This is a genomic window from Solirubrobacter ginsenosidimutans, assembly GCF_027587205.1.
Genome location: NZ_JAPDOD010000071.1, coordinates 1 through 14,611, shown reverse-complemented (window position 1 = coordinate 14,611; position 14,611 = coordinate 1). Strand labels below are relative to the sequence as shown.

The following is a 14,611-nucleotide window of genomic DNA, read 5'->3' as shown; positions in this document are numbered from 1 at the left end:
ATGGTCCGGTCGGCGGGGGAGGGTGTCCTCGGACGCACACCTTTGTGTAGCCGCAGACTCACATTGGCCTTCTAATTGTGAAGGACATGTTCCTCCCCAAACTCTTGACCGCCGCCGCTCTCGCGGTGGCGCTGATTCCCGTCACCACCGCCCAGGCCGCCGCGCCCTGGTCGGACCCCGTCGCCGTTCCCGGCTCCCAGGCGGGCGGCGGCCCGCAGGTCCTGTTCACCCGTACGCGCGGTGGCGCGGTCGCGTTCAACGGCGCGGGCTCGATCCCCGGCGCGCCGACGCTGCGCAGCCTGCTGGGTGATGCCGGCCCTCAGAACCCGACCACCTGGTCCGGTGCCCCGGACTTCGACACCACCTTCAGCGCCTGGGCCGCGGGCGACCGGATCATGTACGTCGGGCCGTCAGGCCGGCGCGTGAAGATCGGGATCGCGCCCGGGCCGTCCAGCACCTGGACGACGACGCTGCGCGGACCCGACACGGGCGGTGCGCGCGTGGCCGCCACGGCGGTGCCGCACGCCGGCACGGCCGGCGCGTTCGCGACCTTCGAGGGCGGCGGCGGCTACGTCTACCTCGTCCGCCAGCTCGGCACGCACGCGCCGTCGGCGACCCAGCGCGTCTCCGACAAGCGGGCCAGCATCCGCTCGGTCGCCGTCGCGATGAACGCGTCCGGCGACGTGCTGACGGCGTGGGATCTGCACGGGACCGTGCAGGCGCGCTTCTGGTACGGCTCCTCCAAGCGCTTCGGGCCGATCCAGAACCTCGGCAAGGTCAACGCCGCCATGCATCTCTCCGTCGCGCTGGGCAATGACCGCCGCGCGACCGTGGCGTGGGTCGACCAGCGCGTGAGCGAGGGCAACACCGGCCAGAACGCGACCGTGTGGGCGACCTCGCGCAGCGCGAGCCGCGGGTTCCTGCTCCCGGCGAAGCAGCTCGAGGCCTACCCGGACACGACGATCCCCGGCGGCACCGTCATCCAGGCCGCGTACACCTCGACGGGCCGTGGCATCATCGCCTGGAGCGGGCGCAATGCCGTCCGCGCCGCGCTGGTCAACGGCCGCTCGATCGGCGCCCCGCAGGACCTCGCGCCGATCGCCCCCACTGACAGCCTCCAGGCCATCGGCCTCGGCAACCTCGTGACGTCCTCGGGCGGCGCCGCCGCGGTCACGATGATCGCGCCCGTCGACGCGACGAACAACCAGATCCTCGTCGCGCCGCTGTCCAACGGCGCCGCGGCCTTCGGCCCGGCCGAGGCGGCCTCGGCGCCGGGACCCTTCCTCGCCGATCCGAGCGCCGGGTTCGACTTCACGACCAATCAGCTCACGGTCGCGTGGCGGGTGCCCCAGAGCGGCATCGCCCTGGCCACCCGCCCGACCCCCTGACGCTTTAAGGGGGGGTCAGACCCCTCAACATTCGTTTTGGCTCTGCGCCTGGGTTTGAATTGTTGAGGGGTCTGACCCCTTCGTCTGGGCGCTAGCGGATCGCGTGGTTGGCGGCGAAGAGGTTGCCGCCGTCCACGCGATCCTTGATCGCGCGCAGCTGGTTGACGGTGTAGCCGTCGAAGAGGCGGCCGACGTGCTCCGGCTTGTCGGTGAAGTTCAGGAGCGAGCGGCCGGCGTCGAACGGCGCGGTGGCGGTCATCAGGCGGGCGAGGGTCGATCGCCATCGCGGACTGGGCGTCGATCGGGCTGCCGACGGCGAAGAGCGAGAACGCCGCGTCGATCGGAAGTGCGCCGCCGAGGTGGCGCAGCTCGACGGAGATCAGGGGCGAGCGGCTGCCCGGGCCCGCGGCGCCGACGAGCGCGGTGATCGCGCTGTCGGGCAGATCGGCCAGGAGGCGGTGGTCGGTCAGCGCCGGGACCGGAGCCTTCGGATCGTTGTGGACCTCGATCAGGCCCGCGGGCGCCATCGCGGCGAAGAGGTCGAGCTGCGGCTCCAGCGCGCGCAGCGGAGCAAGCAGGTCTGGGTCGCCGAGGATCGCGGCCTCGACCACGACGAGCTTCGCGCCCCGCAGCGGCGGCGGGACGTCCGGCATGTCCGGCACCTGCAGGATCCGGCACAGCGACGTGATGTCGTCCGGGACGGTCGCGGTCCACTCCCGCCAGGCGGTGAAGATCTCCGCGGCCCGCTCCCACGGCCACGCCATCGCCCCCGCCGTGAGCGCCTCGACCGGGTAGAGCTTGAACTCCATCGCGGTCACGACGCCGAAGTTCCCGCCGCCGCCGCACAGCGCACGGAAGAGCTGCGGGTCGTTGTGCGCGTCGGTCCTGATGTGGCGCCCGTCGGCGGTGACGAGCTCGATCGCGGTCACGCTGTCGGCGGCGAAGCCGTACTTGCGCGCGAGCCACGACAGACCGCCGCCGAGCGTGTAGCCGACCACACCCACGTCGTGCGAGGAGCCGGCCAGGGGCGCGAGACCGTACGCGGAGGCGGGCGCGGTGACGTCGGCCCACAGGGCTCCGGCACGCACGCGGGCGCGGCGGGTCTGCGGGTCGATCCGGACGCCGCGCATGCGCTTGGTCGAGAGCAGGATCGTGTTCTCGAGCGAGGCGAGCGCGCCCGCGCCGTGGCCGGTGCCCTGGGGAGCGACGCGAAGGCCGGCCTCGCGCGCGAAGTTCACGACGGCGACCACGTCGGAGTCGGTCAGCGGCAGCGCGACGGCGGCCGGCCGCTGGTCGATGGCCAGGTTCCATGCGCGGCGCGCCTCGTCCCACCCTTCGTCATCCGGTCCGAACACGTCGCCGAAGAGGCGGGAACGGAGAGCTTCGACGTCGATCGAGGGGAGGTCCGTGATCAGCATGCGACCGATACTGCGGCCGCCGCCGATCTACCGCATCAGGGGGATCCCTAGTTCAGAGACCGCCTAGGCTGTCCGGCGGCCAGTAGGAGACGACGGCCTTGCCGATGATCCACTTGCGCGGGACCGGGCCCCAGAAGCGGCTGTCGTCGGAGTTCCCGCGGTTGTCGCCCATCAGGAAGTACATGCCCTTGGGGACCGTGATCGAGTTCAGGTTGCAGTCCGAGCTGGTGCACGACCGCGCGAACGGCTCCTTCGCGGCGACCCCGTTGCGCCACACGTGGCCGTTCTCGATCGCGATCCGGTCGCCGGGGAGGCCGACCACGCGCTTGACGAACGTCGTGGAGGAGTGCGTCGCCGTCGGTCTGGTGCACGGGCGGCGCGTCCCCGCGCCGCCGTTGTAGAACGGGCCTTCGCCCGGGTTGCCGCAGCTGCTCGTGTCCGCCCCGTGCGGCGGATAGAAGACGGTGATGTCGCCCAGCTTGGGGTCGGTCCCGATCCGGTGCGAGAAGCGGTTGACGATGATCCGCTGCCCCGGCTTGAGCGTGGGCTCCATCGAACCTGAGGGGATGCGATAGGGCTTGACGGCGAGTGCCTGAAGCGTCAGCGCGAAGAACAGCGCTGCCGCGACGATCAGGACGAGCTCGACCGTCGAGCGCACCGACTTCTTCGTCTTCACCGGACCCAATGTAGTTCAGCCGGCGCCGAAGCAGACGAAGGCTGCGCGGGCGGCAGTGAGACGGTTCTCATCTTCGTCGATCGCGTCGCGGGCGCGCACCAGCGCGGCGGCGGGCGGCGTGCCGGTGCGCAGCTCGTCGTCGAGGGCCAGCATGAGCCCTTTCGTGGCCTCATCCGGGACGGGAACGACGGCCGCGATGACGGTCGCAGTGCCGAGCGAGAACATCGCCGCGGTGAAGCCCATCAGCTCGTCACCCGCGTGGACGGTCGAGAGCCCCGATTCGCAGCTGGAGAGCACGAGGCGTCGCGGCGTCTTATTGAGGCGCTCGAGGTCGTAGACGGTCAGCGCGCCGTCGGCCAGCTCGAGGCTGCAGAACGACGGGTTGTCGTCACGGAAGTGCCCGTGGGCCGCGAGGTGGGCGGTGTCGGCGCCGTCAAGGGCGCTCGCGACGTTGGCCACGGTGGCCTGCGCGCCGGTCAGCGCGACGGCATGCGGGTGGCGTCGTGTGAGCGTCTCGATCTCCTCCGTGGCGGCGGGGAGACGCGGGCCGGCAGCGAGGACGGCGCCGGCGGCGGGGGGTGCGGCGTTGGCCCGCTGCCAGAGCCTGAGCGAGGGGGCGACCGAGAGCGGGCGGTGCGCGAGCGAGGGCAGCATCGACCACGGAAGCGCGTGCAGCTCGCCCGTGGGGACGAGCACGAGCGGCCCGTCAGCGAGCTTCAGCGGAGCGATCAGGAGCGTGTCGAGGCGCTGCGCCACGGTCGCGCAGATGCCGGCCATCGCGTCCGCGGCCCGCGAGCCGGGGCGGGCCGTGGCGAGGCTGCGCAGGCTGAAGCGCAGCGACGCGACCTCCTTGTTGACGTCAGCCTCGGCGCCCAGCCGGTGCAGCGCGGGCCTGCCGCCGGTGACCGTGACGGCGTGCAGCCGCCCGTCGAGCGCGAAGAACTCCACCAGCGTGCGGTCGCCGAGCGTTTCTAAAGGGGGTCTGACCCCATTTATGTTCGCGGTGGCGCCACCGCGGGTGCGCAGGGCGCGGCGGCGAACCGAGCGCTCGAGTGCGGCCTGGCGGCGGGTGAGGCTCGCGTCCGGGCGGCCGTCGCGCAGCGACTCGTCGAGCGCGGCGCTGACGCGGCGCAGCTCGGCCAGCTCGCTCGCCAGCTCCTCGTCGTCCGGTGGGCGGGCGGGGCGCTCCAGGAGCGCGGTCGCGCGCCGCCGTTCGGCGGCGGCGAGGACGCGCCGAGCCGATCCGGACTCGACCGCGAGCCGCAGGCCGAGCGTCGCAAGCTCCTCACCGTGCCCGGAGGCGTGCGCGCGCAGCTCGGTCGCGCCGAGCGTGATCCGGTGTGCCTCGAGCGCCCGCAGCCCGGCCGCGACCGCCGCGCCCGCCCCACGGCGATCGTCCTTGGACAGCCGCAGGAGCGCCGCCGCGTGCCACGCCCGCGTCCGCTGCAGGACCGGGCCCCGCTCACGCGCGGCGGCCGCGAGCTCGAGCTGGCGCCGCGCAAGCCGCGGCCGACCGAGCTCGAGCGCCGCCCGCCCGGCGATCAACCGCGCATCCAGCGCCTCGACGCCCCATCCGGCCGCGTCGAGCGACCGAATCGCGCGCCGCGCCTCACCCAGCGCGACCTCGAGCCGCGCCTCCCGCGCACCGAGCGTCGAGTTTCTCGCGCTCTCCTCGAGAAACTCGACGGTCGCGTCGCCGGAGGCGCCGGTCGTGGCCGCCACGCCCACGTCCATCCACGCGGCCTGGGCCGCCGCCGCGCGGGCCAGGGCGGACCAGGCGGGGCGGCGCTGCGCCACGAAGGCGGCGTCCGCGGCCAGCGCGTGCTCACGGGCCGCCGCCGAGTCGCCGCACAGCAGCTCCGCCTGGGCGGCCAGCAGCTGCGCCTCGGCGAGGTCTGAGCCCATGCCCGCGGACTCGAGCTCGGCGACCGCCGCGACCGCGTTGGCGCGCGCCTCCGACGCCAGCCGCGCGGACAGCAGGACGTCGCAGCGATCCATGAACAGCAGCGCCAAAGGCACGTCGTGCACGCGGTACTCGGCCTCGACGCGGTCGAACAGAGACAGTGACAACGGGACGTCGCCGCGTCGCGCCGCGACCCAGCCGAGGTTGTGGCGGACCTGGGTGGCGGCCAGCCCGCGGTCGTCGGCCTCGTGCAACGCGATCGCGCGCTGCAGATCCGCTTCGGCGGCCGCCAGCGCTCCCCGATGCACCTGCAGGACGCCACGGTTGTTGAGCAGCCGCGCCTCCCACAGCGTGTCACCCGCCCGGCGGAACGCGGCCAGCGGACGGCGGTAGCCCTCCAACGCCTCGGCGAAGCGTCCCAGCCGCTGCAGGATCAGCGCCCGCTGCATCTGCAGACGCGCCAGCGCCGACCCGTCCAAGACCGGCAACGCCCGGTCGGCCTCGACCAGCCCCTCGCCGATCGCGCCCTGCTGCGTCAGCGCCCACGAGAGCGACATCCGCGCCTCGCCCTCGCGCCGCACATACCCGCCGTCAACCGCCAGCGACACCGCCCGCCGCAGGTGCGATACGGCGGCCTCCGCGTCGCCGAACTCGATCGCCGCCAAGCCCAGCGCACGCTCCGCGGTCGATGAGGCCTCGAGATCCACGGAGGACGACAACACCGACGACGCCAGCCGCGCCGCGGCCCGGGCATCGGCTGAGACGAGGCGGACGGCTTCGTCGGCGTCTTCGAGCAGCGCGGTCACTAACCGCAAGCCTCGCGCAAAAAGACCCTTGCCCGCCACCCCCGCGATCAGGGAGGGTGTCGGCCATGAGCGAACTGCCTGAGCGCTGGGACCCTCGCAAGGTCGCGCTCTGTAGCGACAAAGAGAAACCGTTCCTGCTGCGTCCCGGCCAGATCCTCGTCGGCCCCGGCGACGCCCCCGACGTCGCGAAGGTCCTCACGGGGTGGAAGCCACAAGAGCGCCGGACGTTCGGCGTGACGACCTTCACCCGCACACCGCAGAACCCCGCGGACCCGGCCAGAGAAGTGCTGGACGCGATCGCGAAGGTGCGCAAGGCCACCGCGGGCCGCCCACAGGGCCCGGTGCGCGTCGCCCCCAACCACGTCCTCGTGGGAGAAGCAGGCGGCGCGATCACGCTCACCGGCGAACCCCGGCTGCAGGGCGGTCCGGGCTCCTCCGTACGCGTCGCGGCACCCCCGAAGACGATGCCCCTGCGCACCACCCGCCGCGGCGACGGCAAGGGCGTCCGCATCGCCGTCCTGGACACGGGGCTCTTCACCCACCCGTGGCTCGCCGCCGTGCAGAAGGCCACCGCCTCCGATGACGTCTGGGACGTCGACCACGACGAATACGCGGACGCCGAATCCGGCCACGGCACCTTCATCGCCGGGTTGATCCTGCAGGTCGCACCCGCCGCGGAGGTCTACGTCGTCAAGGTGCTCGACTCCAACGGCGTGGGGGACGACTCGACCGTCGCGCAGGCGATGGAGCAGCTGCCGCAGGACGTCGACCTCGTCAACCTCTCGCTGGGCGGCTACACGATGGACGACGCCGCGCCGCTGGCGATCTCCTGCGCTCTGAACGCGATGCGCAAGCAGCGCAATGTGGTGGTCGCCGCCGCCGGCAACGCCGGCAAGAGCCGCCCGTTCTGGCCGGCGGCGTTCAAGCAGGTCGTCGCGGCGGGCGCCGTCGACGAGAAGGACGGTCACTGGAGCAAGGCCGACTTCAGCAACTTCGGCTGGTGGGTGGACACCGCCGCGCGCGGCGTGAACCTGCAGTCGACGTTCAACAAGGGCAAGTCCAAGGCCGCCACCGGACCCAAGCCCGATCCCGCCGACCCTTGGATCACCTTCGACGGCTGGGCCGCGTGGGACGGAACGTCGTTCTCCTGCCCGATCACCGCCGCGATGCTCGCCCGCGCGATGTCGCGCAACGGCTTCGCGACCGCCGCCGAGGCGCTCGCCCACCTGCTCTCGACCTCACCGCCGGCGCCGCAGCCCGACTTCCCGCTCGCCGTCCTGGTGGACGAACTCCAACCCTAGATACTCGTCCAGGGGATCGCGATCTGCGCGCCGCGCAGCGCGACGTGCAGCCGCACCACACCCGCCCGCAGGCCGTCGAGCGAGAAGCGCCCGAGCTCGTCGGCCTGCACCGACAGCCCGTCCTCGCCCGGCCGTTCGAGCGTCACCAAAGCGCTCGCGGGCGGGAGGAGCTGGCCCTCCAGCCGGCGTTCGCGCGGACCGGTCGCGACGACTTCGAGCTCGATCCCGAGCCGCGGCGACTCGAAGCTCAATTGCCGTGGCCCGCTGCCCCCGCGCACGAGCACTGCACCCGCCTCCTCGTCCGCGCTGTCGCGCAGAAGGTCGGCGAGCTCGGCGTCCACGGTGCGCCACGTGAAGGCGCCTCGCGCGGCTTCGTTGAGCAGCGGCGGCACGGGGTCGACCCGCGAGATGAGTGCGCGCAGCGCGGCTTCGGTGATGGCGTCGGAATCGGTCATGGCAGCTCCCTCTGATCGGTGGCGGTGACGCCCTCACCCTCGGCCAGCCCGCGCAGGCGCTCCAGGCACCGCGCGCGGGTCGGACCGATGCTGCCGATCGGCATGTCCAATGCGGACGAGATCTCGTCGTAGCTGGCGGGCGGATCGGAGACCAGGATCCGCAGCAGCGTCTGGCAGCGCTCAGAGAGCCCGCCGAACGCCTGCCACAGCGCCTGATCGCGTTCCGCCGTCAGCAACGCGGCCCCGAGATGCGCGTCCGTCGGTGTCTCCGGCAGTTCCTCGGTGGGAACCTGCCGTGAGGAGTGGCGCAGCGAGCGCAGGGATTCGCGGCGCGCGGTCGTGGCGAGCCACGCTCCGACGCGTTCCGGATCCTCCAAGCGACCCAGGTGCTCGACCAGGCGAAGCCAGGTCGTCTGCACCACGTCGGAGGCGTCCGCCATCGGCAGGCGAAAGGACCGCGCCACGGACCAGACCAGCCCGTTGTAGCGGTCCACCAGGCCGTTCCAGGCGGCCTGATCCCCCTCCGCGGCGGCCCCGACGAGCTCTGCCACCTCAGACATGTTTCGCGAACGTACCAGACGCTCGCTATCGACCCAGTGTGACGTCGTCATGCACCCCACATGAGCGTCGAAGGCGCCCGCTGATACGTCAGGGGATCAACAGCAGCTTCCCGGTCGATCGGCGCGCTTCGAGGTCCTCGTGGGCGCGCTGGGCATCCTGCAGCGGGTAGCGCTCGCCGATCCGCACGTCGAGCCTGCCCTCGGCGATCCAGTTCAGGACGTCGCCCGCCCGCTGCTCGAGCTCCTCGCGCGTGGCGATGTAGCCCGGGAGGCCCGGACGCGTCAGGTACAGCGACTTCGCCTGCAGCTTCTGCGGGTCGTAGTCGGGGGCGGGACCGGAGGCCATGCCGTACAGGACGAACATCCCGCGCGTGCGCAGCGCGCCCATGCCCTCCTCGAACGTCGTCGCGCCGATCGCGTCGTAGATGACGTGGGCGCCGGCGCCGCCGGTGTACGAGCGCACGAAGTCTCCGAAGCCCTCGTAGGGGATCGATTCGTCCGCACCCGCGGCGCGGGCCAGCTCCGCCTTCTCTTCGGTCGACGTCGTGGCGATCACCGTGCCGCCGCGGGCCTTGATCATCTGCGTCAGCAGCAGGCCGACGCCGCCCGCGGCGGCATGGACGACCGCGACGTCACCCGCCTGCACCGGGTAGGTCGAGTGCGAGAGGTAGTGCGCGGTCATCCCCTGCAGGATCGCCGCGGCGGCGAGCTCGGTGGACGTCCCGTCGGGCACCCGGACCGCGTTGGCCACCGGCACCGCGACCTGCTCGGCGTAGCACCCGGGCGCCGCCGCCCAGGCGACGCGATCGCCCTCGGCGAACCCACCCGCCCCGCGCAGCACCGTGCCCGCGGCCTCCGCGCCGACGATCAGTGGCAGCGGCGCGTTCCCGTACGCGGCGCCACGACCTTCGCGTTCATAGACGTCGCGGTAATTGACGCCGATCGCCTCGACGGAGACGAGCAGGTCCTCAGCGCCCGGCTCCGGCTCCGGCACGTCGGCGTGCGTGAGGACTTCGGGGCCGCCCTTGCTGGTGATCTGGATCGCGCGCATGGCAGCATTGTTCGCACATGGACGATGTGAGCGAGTTCATCAAGGCCGCCACATCGGGCCGTCGCGCGCGGGCCGAGGCGCTCTACGGCCCGGCGATCGCGGACGATCCGTGGGTCCGGCTGGCGCACGGCGACGGCTGGGAGGGCGACGCGAACGCGCCCGGCGGCCCCAACGGCTGGGCGCCGCTGCTCTACGTCGCGCACTCCGTCTTCGCCTCGCCCGCCCTCGCGCGCGAGTTGCTGGAGCGCGGCGCCGACCCCAACGCGACCTTCACCAACGAGTACGGCGAGATGTCCGCGCTCTACGGGGCCGCGGGCGTCGTCCACGACCCGGAGCTGACGGAGGTGCTGCTGCGCGCGGAGGCGGACCCGGACGACGGCGAGTCGGTCTACCACGCGACCGAGGCCGTGAGCCCGGAATGCCTGCGGCTCCTGCTGGAGTACGGCGCGACGGTCGAGCCGATCATGCTCGCCCACGCCCTCGACGACGACCGCCCGGAGCACGTGAAGCTGCTGCTCGACTACGGCGCGGACGCCACCGAGTTGCTCCCGCACGCCGTCCGCCGCGGACGCGGCGCGGAGACGATCCGCGTGCTCGTCGACTCCGGGGCGGACCTCGAGCACCGCGGGGGCGAGCTGTGGCGCAAGCCCGAGCGCCTGCGCACCGCCTACCAGCACGCGGTCCTGCGCAACCGCGACGAGGTGGCGAGCGCGCTGGAGGGATACGGCGCGAAGACCGACGTCGAGTTCGACGACCTCGCCGTGGCCGCGATCGCGCGCGGCGAGCGCCCGCCGGTGGTCCCCGAGGCGCCGGACTACGACCAGCAGGAAGTGCTGATCCTCGCCGAGGCGCTCCCGCTCGTCGTCGAGCTCTACGGCCCGGACTTCCGCGGCGTCGTCGGCGGGTCGCCGACCGCGTCGCTGCTCGCCCACGCCGCGTGGTTCGGCGCGCCCGACCGGGTGCGGGTCCTGCTCGCCAACGGCGCGACACCGGACGCCCTCGGCGCGGCCGTGTTCGGCTCACACGGCTGGCGGGAGCCGGGGCGCGACCACGTGGCCGTCGCGGAGCAACTCGTCGCGGCGGGCGACGTCATCCAGCCGCAGTACGCGGCCGAGGCCGACGGCCCGCTTGCCGAGTGGCTCGCAGCACGACCCCCACGCTGAGCCCGAACGCCACGTGATCCGCCCACTGCCGGCCCTGCGGGAGGGCCGCGATCGGGGGAAAGAAGCGTCCGAGCAGCGCGAGGTCCAGACCCGCGATGGCGAGGCCGCCGAGCGCCGCCAGCACCGGCTCGTCGTGATCGGGGAGCACAGCGCCCAGCACGCCCGCCCACCCGAGCGAGAGCGCGAGATGCACGGGCGCGCCCGCCGCGAGGAGCAGCGCCGTCCGCTCGCTGCGCGGCAGCAGCACCTTCCCGAGCGCCCGCCCGCCTTCGAGCGGATCGCCGCCTTCGAGCAGCGTCGTCACGGTCGACGGGAAGCCGGACACGACTGCTCCGGCCATCCCGGCGGCGAGGACGTCGAGCGGGCGGCGGCGGCTCACCGCCGCGACCTTACGCCGTCATCAGCGCGGCGACCGCGACGTCCTCGCGGTCGGCGGCGGCGCGGTAGACCGTGTACGCGTCGCGCCGCGCGGCCAGCGGGGCTTCGCACCAGAGGCGGAAGGCGAGGTGGGCATCGTCGCGGGCGTTTTCCCACGCCAGGCGACGGTCATTGCTGGAGGGGGTCATGCCCGTAGAGAGCGGAATGAGCGCGCGCTGATACGTCAGTTGCCGCCAAACCACATAGTCTTGCGCGCCTGCGTTCATTCAGGAACATCCGAGCAGCGGTCGTCGGCACCGGTTTCATCGGCCTGGTCCACGTCGAGGCGCTGCGGCGGCTCGGGATCGAGGTGACCGGCATCGTCGGCTCCAGCCCGGAGCGCGCCGCCGCCAAGGCCGGCGCCCACAACCTGCCGGAGCCGTACGAGTCCTTCGAGGCGATGCTCGGCGACGAGCGCGTCGACGTGGTCCACCTCGCCACACCGAACCACCTGCACTACGACGAGGTCCGCGCCACGTTGGCCGCCGGCAAGCACGTCGTGTGCGAGAAGCCGCTGGCCATGACCAGCGCGCAGACGGTTGAGCTGCTCGCGCTCGCCGAAGCGTCCGGCCTCATCCACGCCGTCAACTTCAACCAGCGCTTCTACCCGCAGAACCTCAACACCCGCGAGGTCGTCGGGCAGGGTGACCTGGGCGACGTCCGGCTGATCACCGGCGGCTACATGCAGGACTGGCTGCTCTACGACACCGACTGGAGCTGGCGGCTCGAGCGCGAGCAGGGCGGAGACCTGCGCGTCGTCGGCGACATCGGCTCGCACTGGCTGGACCTCGTGAGCTACATGACCGGCCTGCGGGTGGACGCCGTGATGGCCGATCTCACCACCTTCATGCCGATCCGCAAGCAGCCGGTCGGGCACGTCGAGACGTTCGCGACCGAGGGCGGGGGAGAGACGCGCGACCGCGCGATCGAGACCGAGGACGCCGTGGGGCTGCTGGTGCGCTTCGAGGGCGGCGCGCGCGGCGTCGTCACGCTCTCGCAGGTCAGCGCGGGGCGCAAGAACCACCTGCACTGGGAGATCAACGGCACGCGCGCGAGCGCCGCATGGCGCGCCGAGCGGCCGGAGGAGCTGTGGATCGGGCATCGCGAGCGGGCCAACGAGGCGTCGCTGCGCGATCCCGGCAAGCTGCAACCGTTCGCCGCCTCCCATACGACGATGCCCGCGGGGCATTCCGAGGGCTACGGCGAGACGTTCCGCGAGCTCTACCGCGCCGTCTATTCGGCCGTCGCCGCGGGCGAGCCGCCCGCCGAGCCGGACTACCCGACGTTCGCCGCCGGGCACGAGCAGGCGCTGATCGGTGACGCGATCGCCCGCTCGCACGCCGAGGGCCGGTGGGTCGCGGTTCAGCGTTGAGCGCCGTCATCTTCGATTGCGACGGGACGCTCGTCGACTCCGAGCCGCTGTCGGCGGAGACCTGGCGGCATGTGCTCGGGCGCCTCGGCTACGAGACCACCGACGCCGACGTCGCCGCGGTCGTCGGCTCCTCGTATCCGCGCACCCACGCCTTCTTCGCCTCGCGCGTCGCGCTGCCCGCGCCCGAGGTGCTGCTCCCCGAGCTCAATCGGGTCCTGTTCGGACTGATCGACGACCGGCTCGAGGTGTTCGAGGACGCGATCACGGCGGTTGCCGACCTGCGGGAGCGCGGCGTGCCGATCGCCGTCGCCTCGGGATCGGTTCGCGAGCGGCTGAACCGCACGCTCGCGCGCGCCGGCCTCGCGTTCGAGATCACGGTCGCGGGCGACGAGGTCGAGCACGGCAAGCCGTCGCCGGACATGTTCTTCCTCGCGGCGGCCCGGCTGGGCGTCGCGCCGGAGCGCTGCGTCGTCGTCGAGGACTCGGCGCCGGGCGTCGCGGCGGGACGCGCCGCGGGGATGCCGACGCTCGGCGTGCGGCGGGTCCCGGACATCGATCTCTCGGCCGCCACACGCGTGGTCGACGTGGTCAGCGCGGACGCGATCCTCGCGATGCTCTCGTAATTGCGCGTTGACGCTTACCAATCAGTGCGACGCCCGCCATTAGGCGGACAGCCAAGTCAGCCTGCTCAGAATTGACAGCAGGATGACAATTGGTCACAGCGAGCGTATGTTGGTCACGGACGTATCCACGCCATGGCTGAGCCCGAGACGCAATCGGCGCAAGACGCAGGCGAGCTTGACGAATCGCTGCTGAGGGCGATTTCTCACCCGCTTCGCCACCGCCTGCTCGGAATGCTCGACGGTCGGGTCGCCTCGCCGAACCAACTCGCCCGTGAACTCGGGCTCCCGCTCGGGCGGGTCAGCTACCACATCCGCCTGCTGAGCGACCTCGGCGCGATCGAGCTGGTTCGCACCGAACCGCGCCGCGGCGCGTTGGAGCACTTCTACCGCGCGGTCACGACCGTCTGGTTCAGCGAGGGCGACTGGACGAAGCTCCCGCGCTCCGCCCGTCGCGGCATCCTCGGCCAGAACCTCCAGCAGATCGTCACCGAGGTCACCTCCGCCGCCGACAGCGGCGGGTTCGACCTCCCCTCCAGCCTGGTCCTGCGCGCGCCGCTGCGCCTGGATGAGGCAGGCATGAGCGAAGTCTCCGGGCTCCTGCGCGCCGCGCTGGACCGGGCGCGCGAGCTCAGCAATGAAGCGGGCGAGAACGGCGGAGACTCCGCCGAGCTCTCGATCCTGCTCTTCGGCCGCGCGTAAGCTCGACCCATATGAGTGGCGCAAGACGCGTGCTCGTCGCGGTGGCGGCGGGGCTGGCACTGGCCGACGCGTCGATCGTCGCGCTGGCGCTCCCCCCGATCCTCGCCGAGATGCACACGACGATCTCCGGCGTCGCGGCGGTGATCGGCGTCTACGCGCTGGTGCTCGCCGTGGCGATCTGGCCCGCCTCGCGGGTGCGGGTCGGGCCGTGGGGCTTCGTGCTCTTCGCGGTGGGCTCGCTGGGCTGCGGCGTCGCCGGCTCGCTCGAGCTGCTGCTCGCGTTCCGCGCGATCCAGGCGGTGGGCGGCGCGGCCGCATTGATCGCGGCGTTCGCGCTGCTGGACGCGGGCGAGTCGCCCGCCGGCCGCCGCTTGTGGCTGGGCGCCGCATTGGTCGGCACGGCGGCGGGCCCGGCGATCGGCGGCGCCCTCACCGAGGCCTTCGACTGGCGCGCGATCTTCATCGTCCAAGCCCCGATCGCCCTCGCGGCCGCGGCGGTGAGCATCCGGCGGGAGCCGGCGCCCATCGAGCCGGCGGTGGCAGCGGCGCCGGCGCCGCGCAGAGCGGGCCCGAGCGACGGCCTGTGGTCGCGCGGAGAGGGGCGGCCAACAACATCCTTGTGGGGCGCCGGCCCGCGATCGCACGCGCCGGCCGGCGACGCCGGGACGACGGAGCGGGGCGGCGACGCCGCGCGCACCGCGCCGGGATGGGACGTGCCCCGGGCCGCGCCGGCCAGCGGAGCCGGCCAGACCGCGCCCGGCCATGCGGCGCCGGCCACG

15 protein-coding genes are annotated in these 14,611 nt (G+C 72.9%); 7 read left to right on the top strand and 8 right to left on the bottom strand.

Features of this window, described 5'->3' with window-relative positions; genetic code table 11:
* The first annotated feature begins 86 nt into the window (after nucleotides 1-86).
* Complete coding sequence (locus OM076_RS40495) at nucleotides 87-1,388, top strand: hypothetical protein (RefSeq protein ID WP_270045896.1); 1,302 nt, start codon at nucleotides 87-89, stop codon at nucleotides 1,386-1,388.
* Here the strand turns inward: OM076_RS40495 and OM076_RS40490 are convergent.
* Genes OM076_RS40490 through OM076_RS40480 form a run of 3 tightly spaced genes read right to left on the bottom strand, consistent with a single transcriptional unit; the run spans nucleotide 1,322 to nucleotide 6,191 of the window.
* Nucleotides 1,322-2,806: an FAD-binding oxidoreductase gene (locus OM076_RS40490; protein WP_270045895.1), complete on the bottom strand. Its 1,485-nt coding sequence runs from the start codon at nucleotides 2,804-2,806 to the stop codon at nucleotides 1,322-1,324. The two genes, OM076_RS40495 and OM076_RS40490, sit on opposite strands and share 67 nt — an antisense overlap.
* A 52-nt stretch (nucleotides 2,807-2,858) precedes the next feature.
* Nucleotides 2,859-3,482, bottom strand: coding sequence for a signal peptidase I (gene lepB, locus OM076_RS40485; RefSeq protein ID WP_270045894.1), 624 nt, complete (start codon nucleotides 3,480-3,482; stop codon nucleotides 2,859-2,861).
* Between the two features lie 15 nt (nucleotides 3,483-3,497).
* On the bottom strand, nucleotides 3,498-6,191 hold the full coding sequence (locus tag OM076_RS40480; RefSeq protein WP_270045893.1) for a CHAT domain-containing protein: 2,694 nt from the start codon (nucleotides 6,189-6,191) through the stop codon (nucleotides 3,498-3,500).
* A gap of 65 nt (nucleotides 6,192-6,256) precedes the next feature.
* Here OM076_RS40480 and OM076_RS40475 point away from each other — a divergent pair, with 65 nt between their 5' ends.
* Nucleotides 6,257-7,492 (top strand): S8 family peptidase, encoded by a 1,236-nt coding sequence (locus OM076_RS40475; protein ID WP_270045892.1) that lies wholly within the window; start codon nucleotides 6,257-6,259, stop codon nucleotides 7,490-7,492.
* Here OM076_RS40475 and OM076_RS40470 read toward each other — a convergent pair.
* From OM076_RS40470 to OM076_RS40460, 3 genes are all read right to left on the bottom strand, one after another.
* Nucleotides 7,489-7,947: a hypothetical protein gene (locus OM076_RS40470; protein ID WP_270045891.1), complete on the bottom strand. Its 459-nt coding sequence runs from the start codon at nucleotides 7,945-7,947 to the stop codon at nucleotides 7,489-7,491. The two genes, OM076_RS40475 and OM076_RS40470, sit on opposite strands and share 4 nt — an antisense overlap.
* Nucleotides 7,944-8,507 carry an RNA polymerase sigma factor gene (locus OM076_RS40465; protein ID WP_270045890.1) on the bottom strand — a complete coding sequence of 188 codons (564 nt, stop codon included), beginning with the start codon at nucleotides 8,505-8,507 and terminating at the stop codon, nucleotides 7,944-7,946. Before OM076_RS40465 ends, OM076_RS40470 begins: the two co-directional genes overlap by 4 nt.
* 88 nt (nucleotides 8,508-8,595) lie before the next feature.
* Nucleotides 8,596-9,558, bottom strand: coding sequence for a quinone oxidoreductase family protein (locus OM076_RS40460; RefSeq protein WP_270045889.1), 963 nt, complete (start codon nucleotides 9,556-9,558; stop codon nucleotides 8,596-8,598).
* A gap of 17 nt (nucleotides 9,559-9,575) precedes the next feature.
* Here OM076_RS40460 and OM076_RS40455 point away from each other — a divergent pair, with 17 nt between their 5' ends.
* Nucleotides 9,576-10,721, top strand: coding sequence for an ankyrin repeat domain-containing protein (locus tag OM076_RS40455; protein WP_270045888.1), 1,146 nt, complete (start codon nucleotides 9,576-9,578; stop codon nucleotides 10,719-10,721).
* Here the strand turns inward: OM076_RS40455 and OM076_RS40450 are convergent.
* On the bottom strand, nucleotides 10,648-11,100 hold the full coding sequence (locus tag OM076_RS40450) for a hypothetical protein (RefSeq protein ID WP_270045887.1): 453 nt from the start codon (nucleotides 11,098-11,100) through the stop codon (nucleotides 10,648-10,650). The genes OM076_RS40455 and OM076_RS40450 overlap by 74 nt on opposite strands.
* A 10-nt stretch (nucleotides 11,101-11,110) precedes the next feature.
* Entirely contained in the window at nucleotides 11,111-11,287 is a 177-nt protein-coding gene (locus tag OM076_RS40445; protein ID WP_270045886.1) for a hypothetical protein, read from the bottom strand.
* Between the two features lie 68 nt (nucleotides 11,288-11,355).
* On the opposite strand from OM076_RS40445, the gene OM076_RS40440 reads away from it, so the two are divergent.
* The 4 genes from OM076_RS40440 to OM076_RS40425 all read left to right on the top strand — a co-directional run.
* Entirely contained in the window at nucleotides 11,356-12,510 is a 1,155-nt protein-coding gene (locus OM076_RS40440; protein WP_272599018.1) for a Gfo/Idh/MocA family protein, read from the top strand.
* Nucleotides 12,507-13,133: an HAD family hydrolase gene (locus tag OM076_RS40435; protein WP_270045885.1), complete on the top strand. Its 627-nt coding sequence runs from the start codon at nucleotides 12,507-12,509 to the stop codon at nucleotides 13,131-13,133. The genes OM076_RS40440 and OM076_RS40435 overlap by 4 nt, the downstream gene beginning before the upstream one ends.
* A 132-nt stretch (nucleotides 13,134-13,265) precedes the next feature.
* Nucleotides 13,266-13,832: a winged helix-turn-helix domain-containing protein gene (locus OM076_RS40430; RefSeq protein ID WP_270045884.1), complete on the top strand. Its 567-nt coding sequence runs from the start codon at nucleotides 13,266-13,268 to the stop codon at nucleotides 13,830-13,832.
* A gap of 11 nt (nucleotides 13,833-13,843) precedes the next feature.
* A partial coding sequence (locus tag OM076_RS40425) for an MFS transporter (protein ID WP_270045883.1) occupies nucleotides 13,844-14,611 on the top strand: 768 nt, incomplete at its 3' end.

Bases quoted from the DNA above. Each gene is read 5' to 3' on its own strand.
- OM076_RS40495 (WP_270045896.1), top strand. From the start codon at position 87: ATGTTCCTCCCCAAACTCTTGACCGCCGCCGCTCTCGCGGTGGCGCTG.
- OM076_RS40490 (WP_270045895.1), bottom strand. From the start codon at position 2,806: ATGCTGATCACGGACCTCCCCTCGATCGACGTCGAAGCTCTCCGTTCC.
- OM076_RS40475 (WP_270045892.1), top strand. From the start codon at position 6,257: ATGAGCGAACTGCCTGAGCGCTGGGACCCTCGCAAGGTCGCGCTCTGT.
- OM076_RS40470 (WP_270045891.1), bottom strand. From the start codon at position 7,947: ATGACCGATTCCGACGCCATCACCGAAGCCGCGCTGCGCGCACTCATC.
- OM076_RS40465 (WP_270045890.1), bottom strand. From the start codon at position 8,507: ATGTCTGAGGTGGCAGAGCTCGTCGGGGCCGCCGCGGAGGGGGATCAG.
- OM076_RS40460 (WP_270045889.1), bottom strand. From the start codon at position 9,558: ATGCGCGCGATCCAGATCACCAGCAAGGGCGGCCCCGAAGTCCTCACG.
- OM076_RS40455 (WP_270045888.1), top strand. From the start codon at position 9,576: ATGGACGATGTGAGCGAGTTCATCAAGGCCGCCACATCGGGCCGTCGC.
- OM076_RS40445 (WP_270045886.1), bottom strand. From the start codon at position 11,287: ATGACCCCCTCCAGCAATGACCGTCGCCTGGCGTGGGAAAACGCCCGC.
- OM076_RS40430 (WP_270045884.1), top strand. From the start codon at position 13,266: ATGGCTGAGCCCGAGACGCAATCGGCGCAAGACGCAGGCGAGCTTGAC.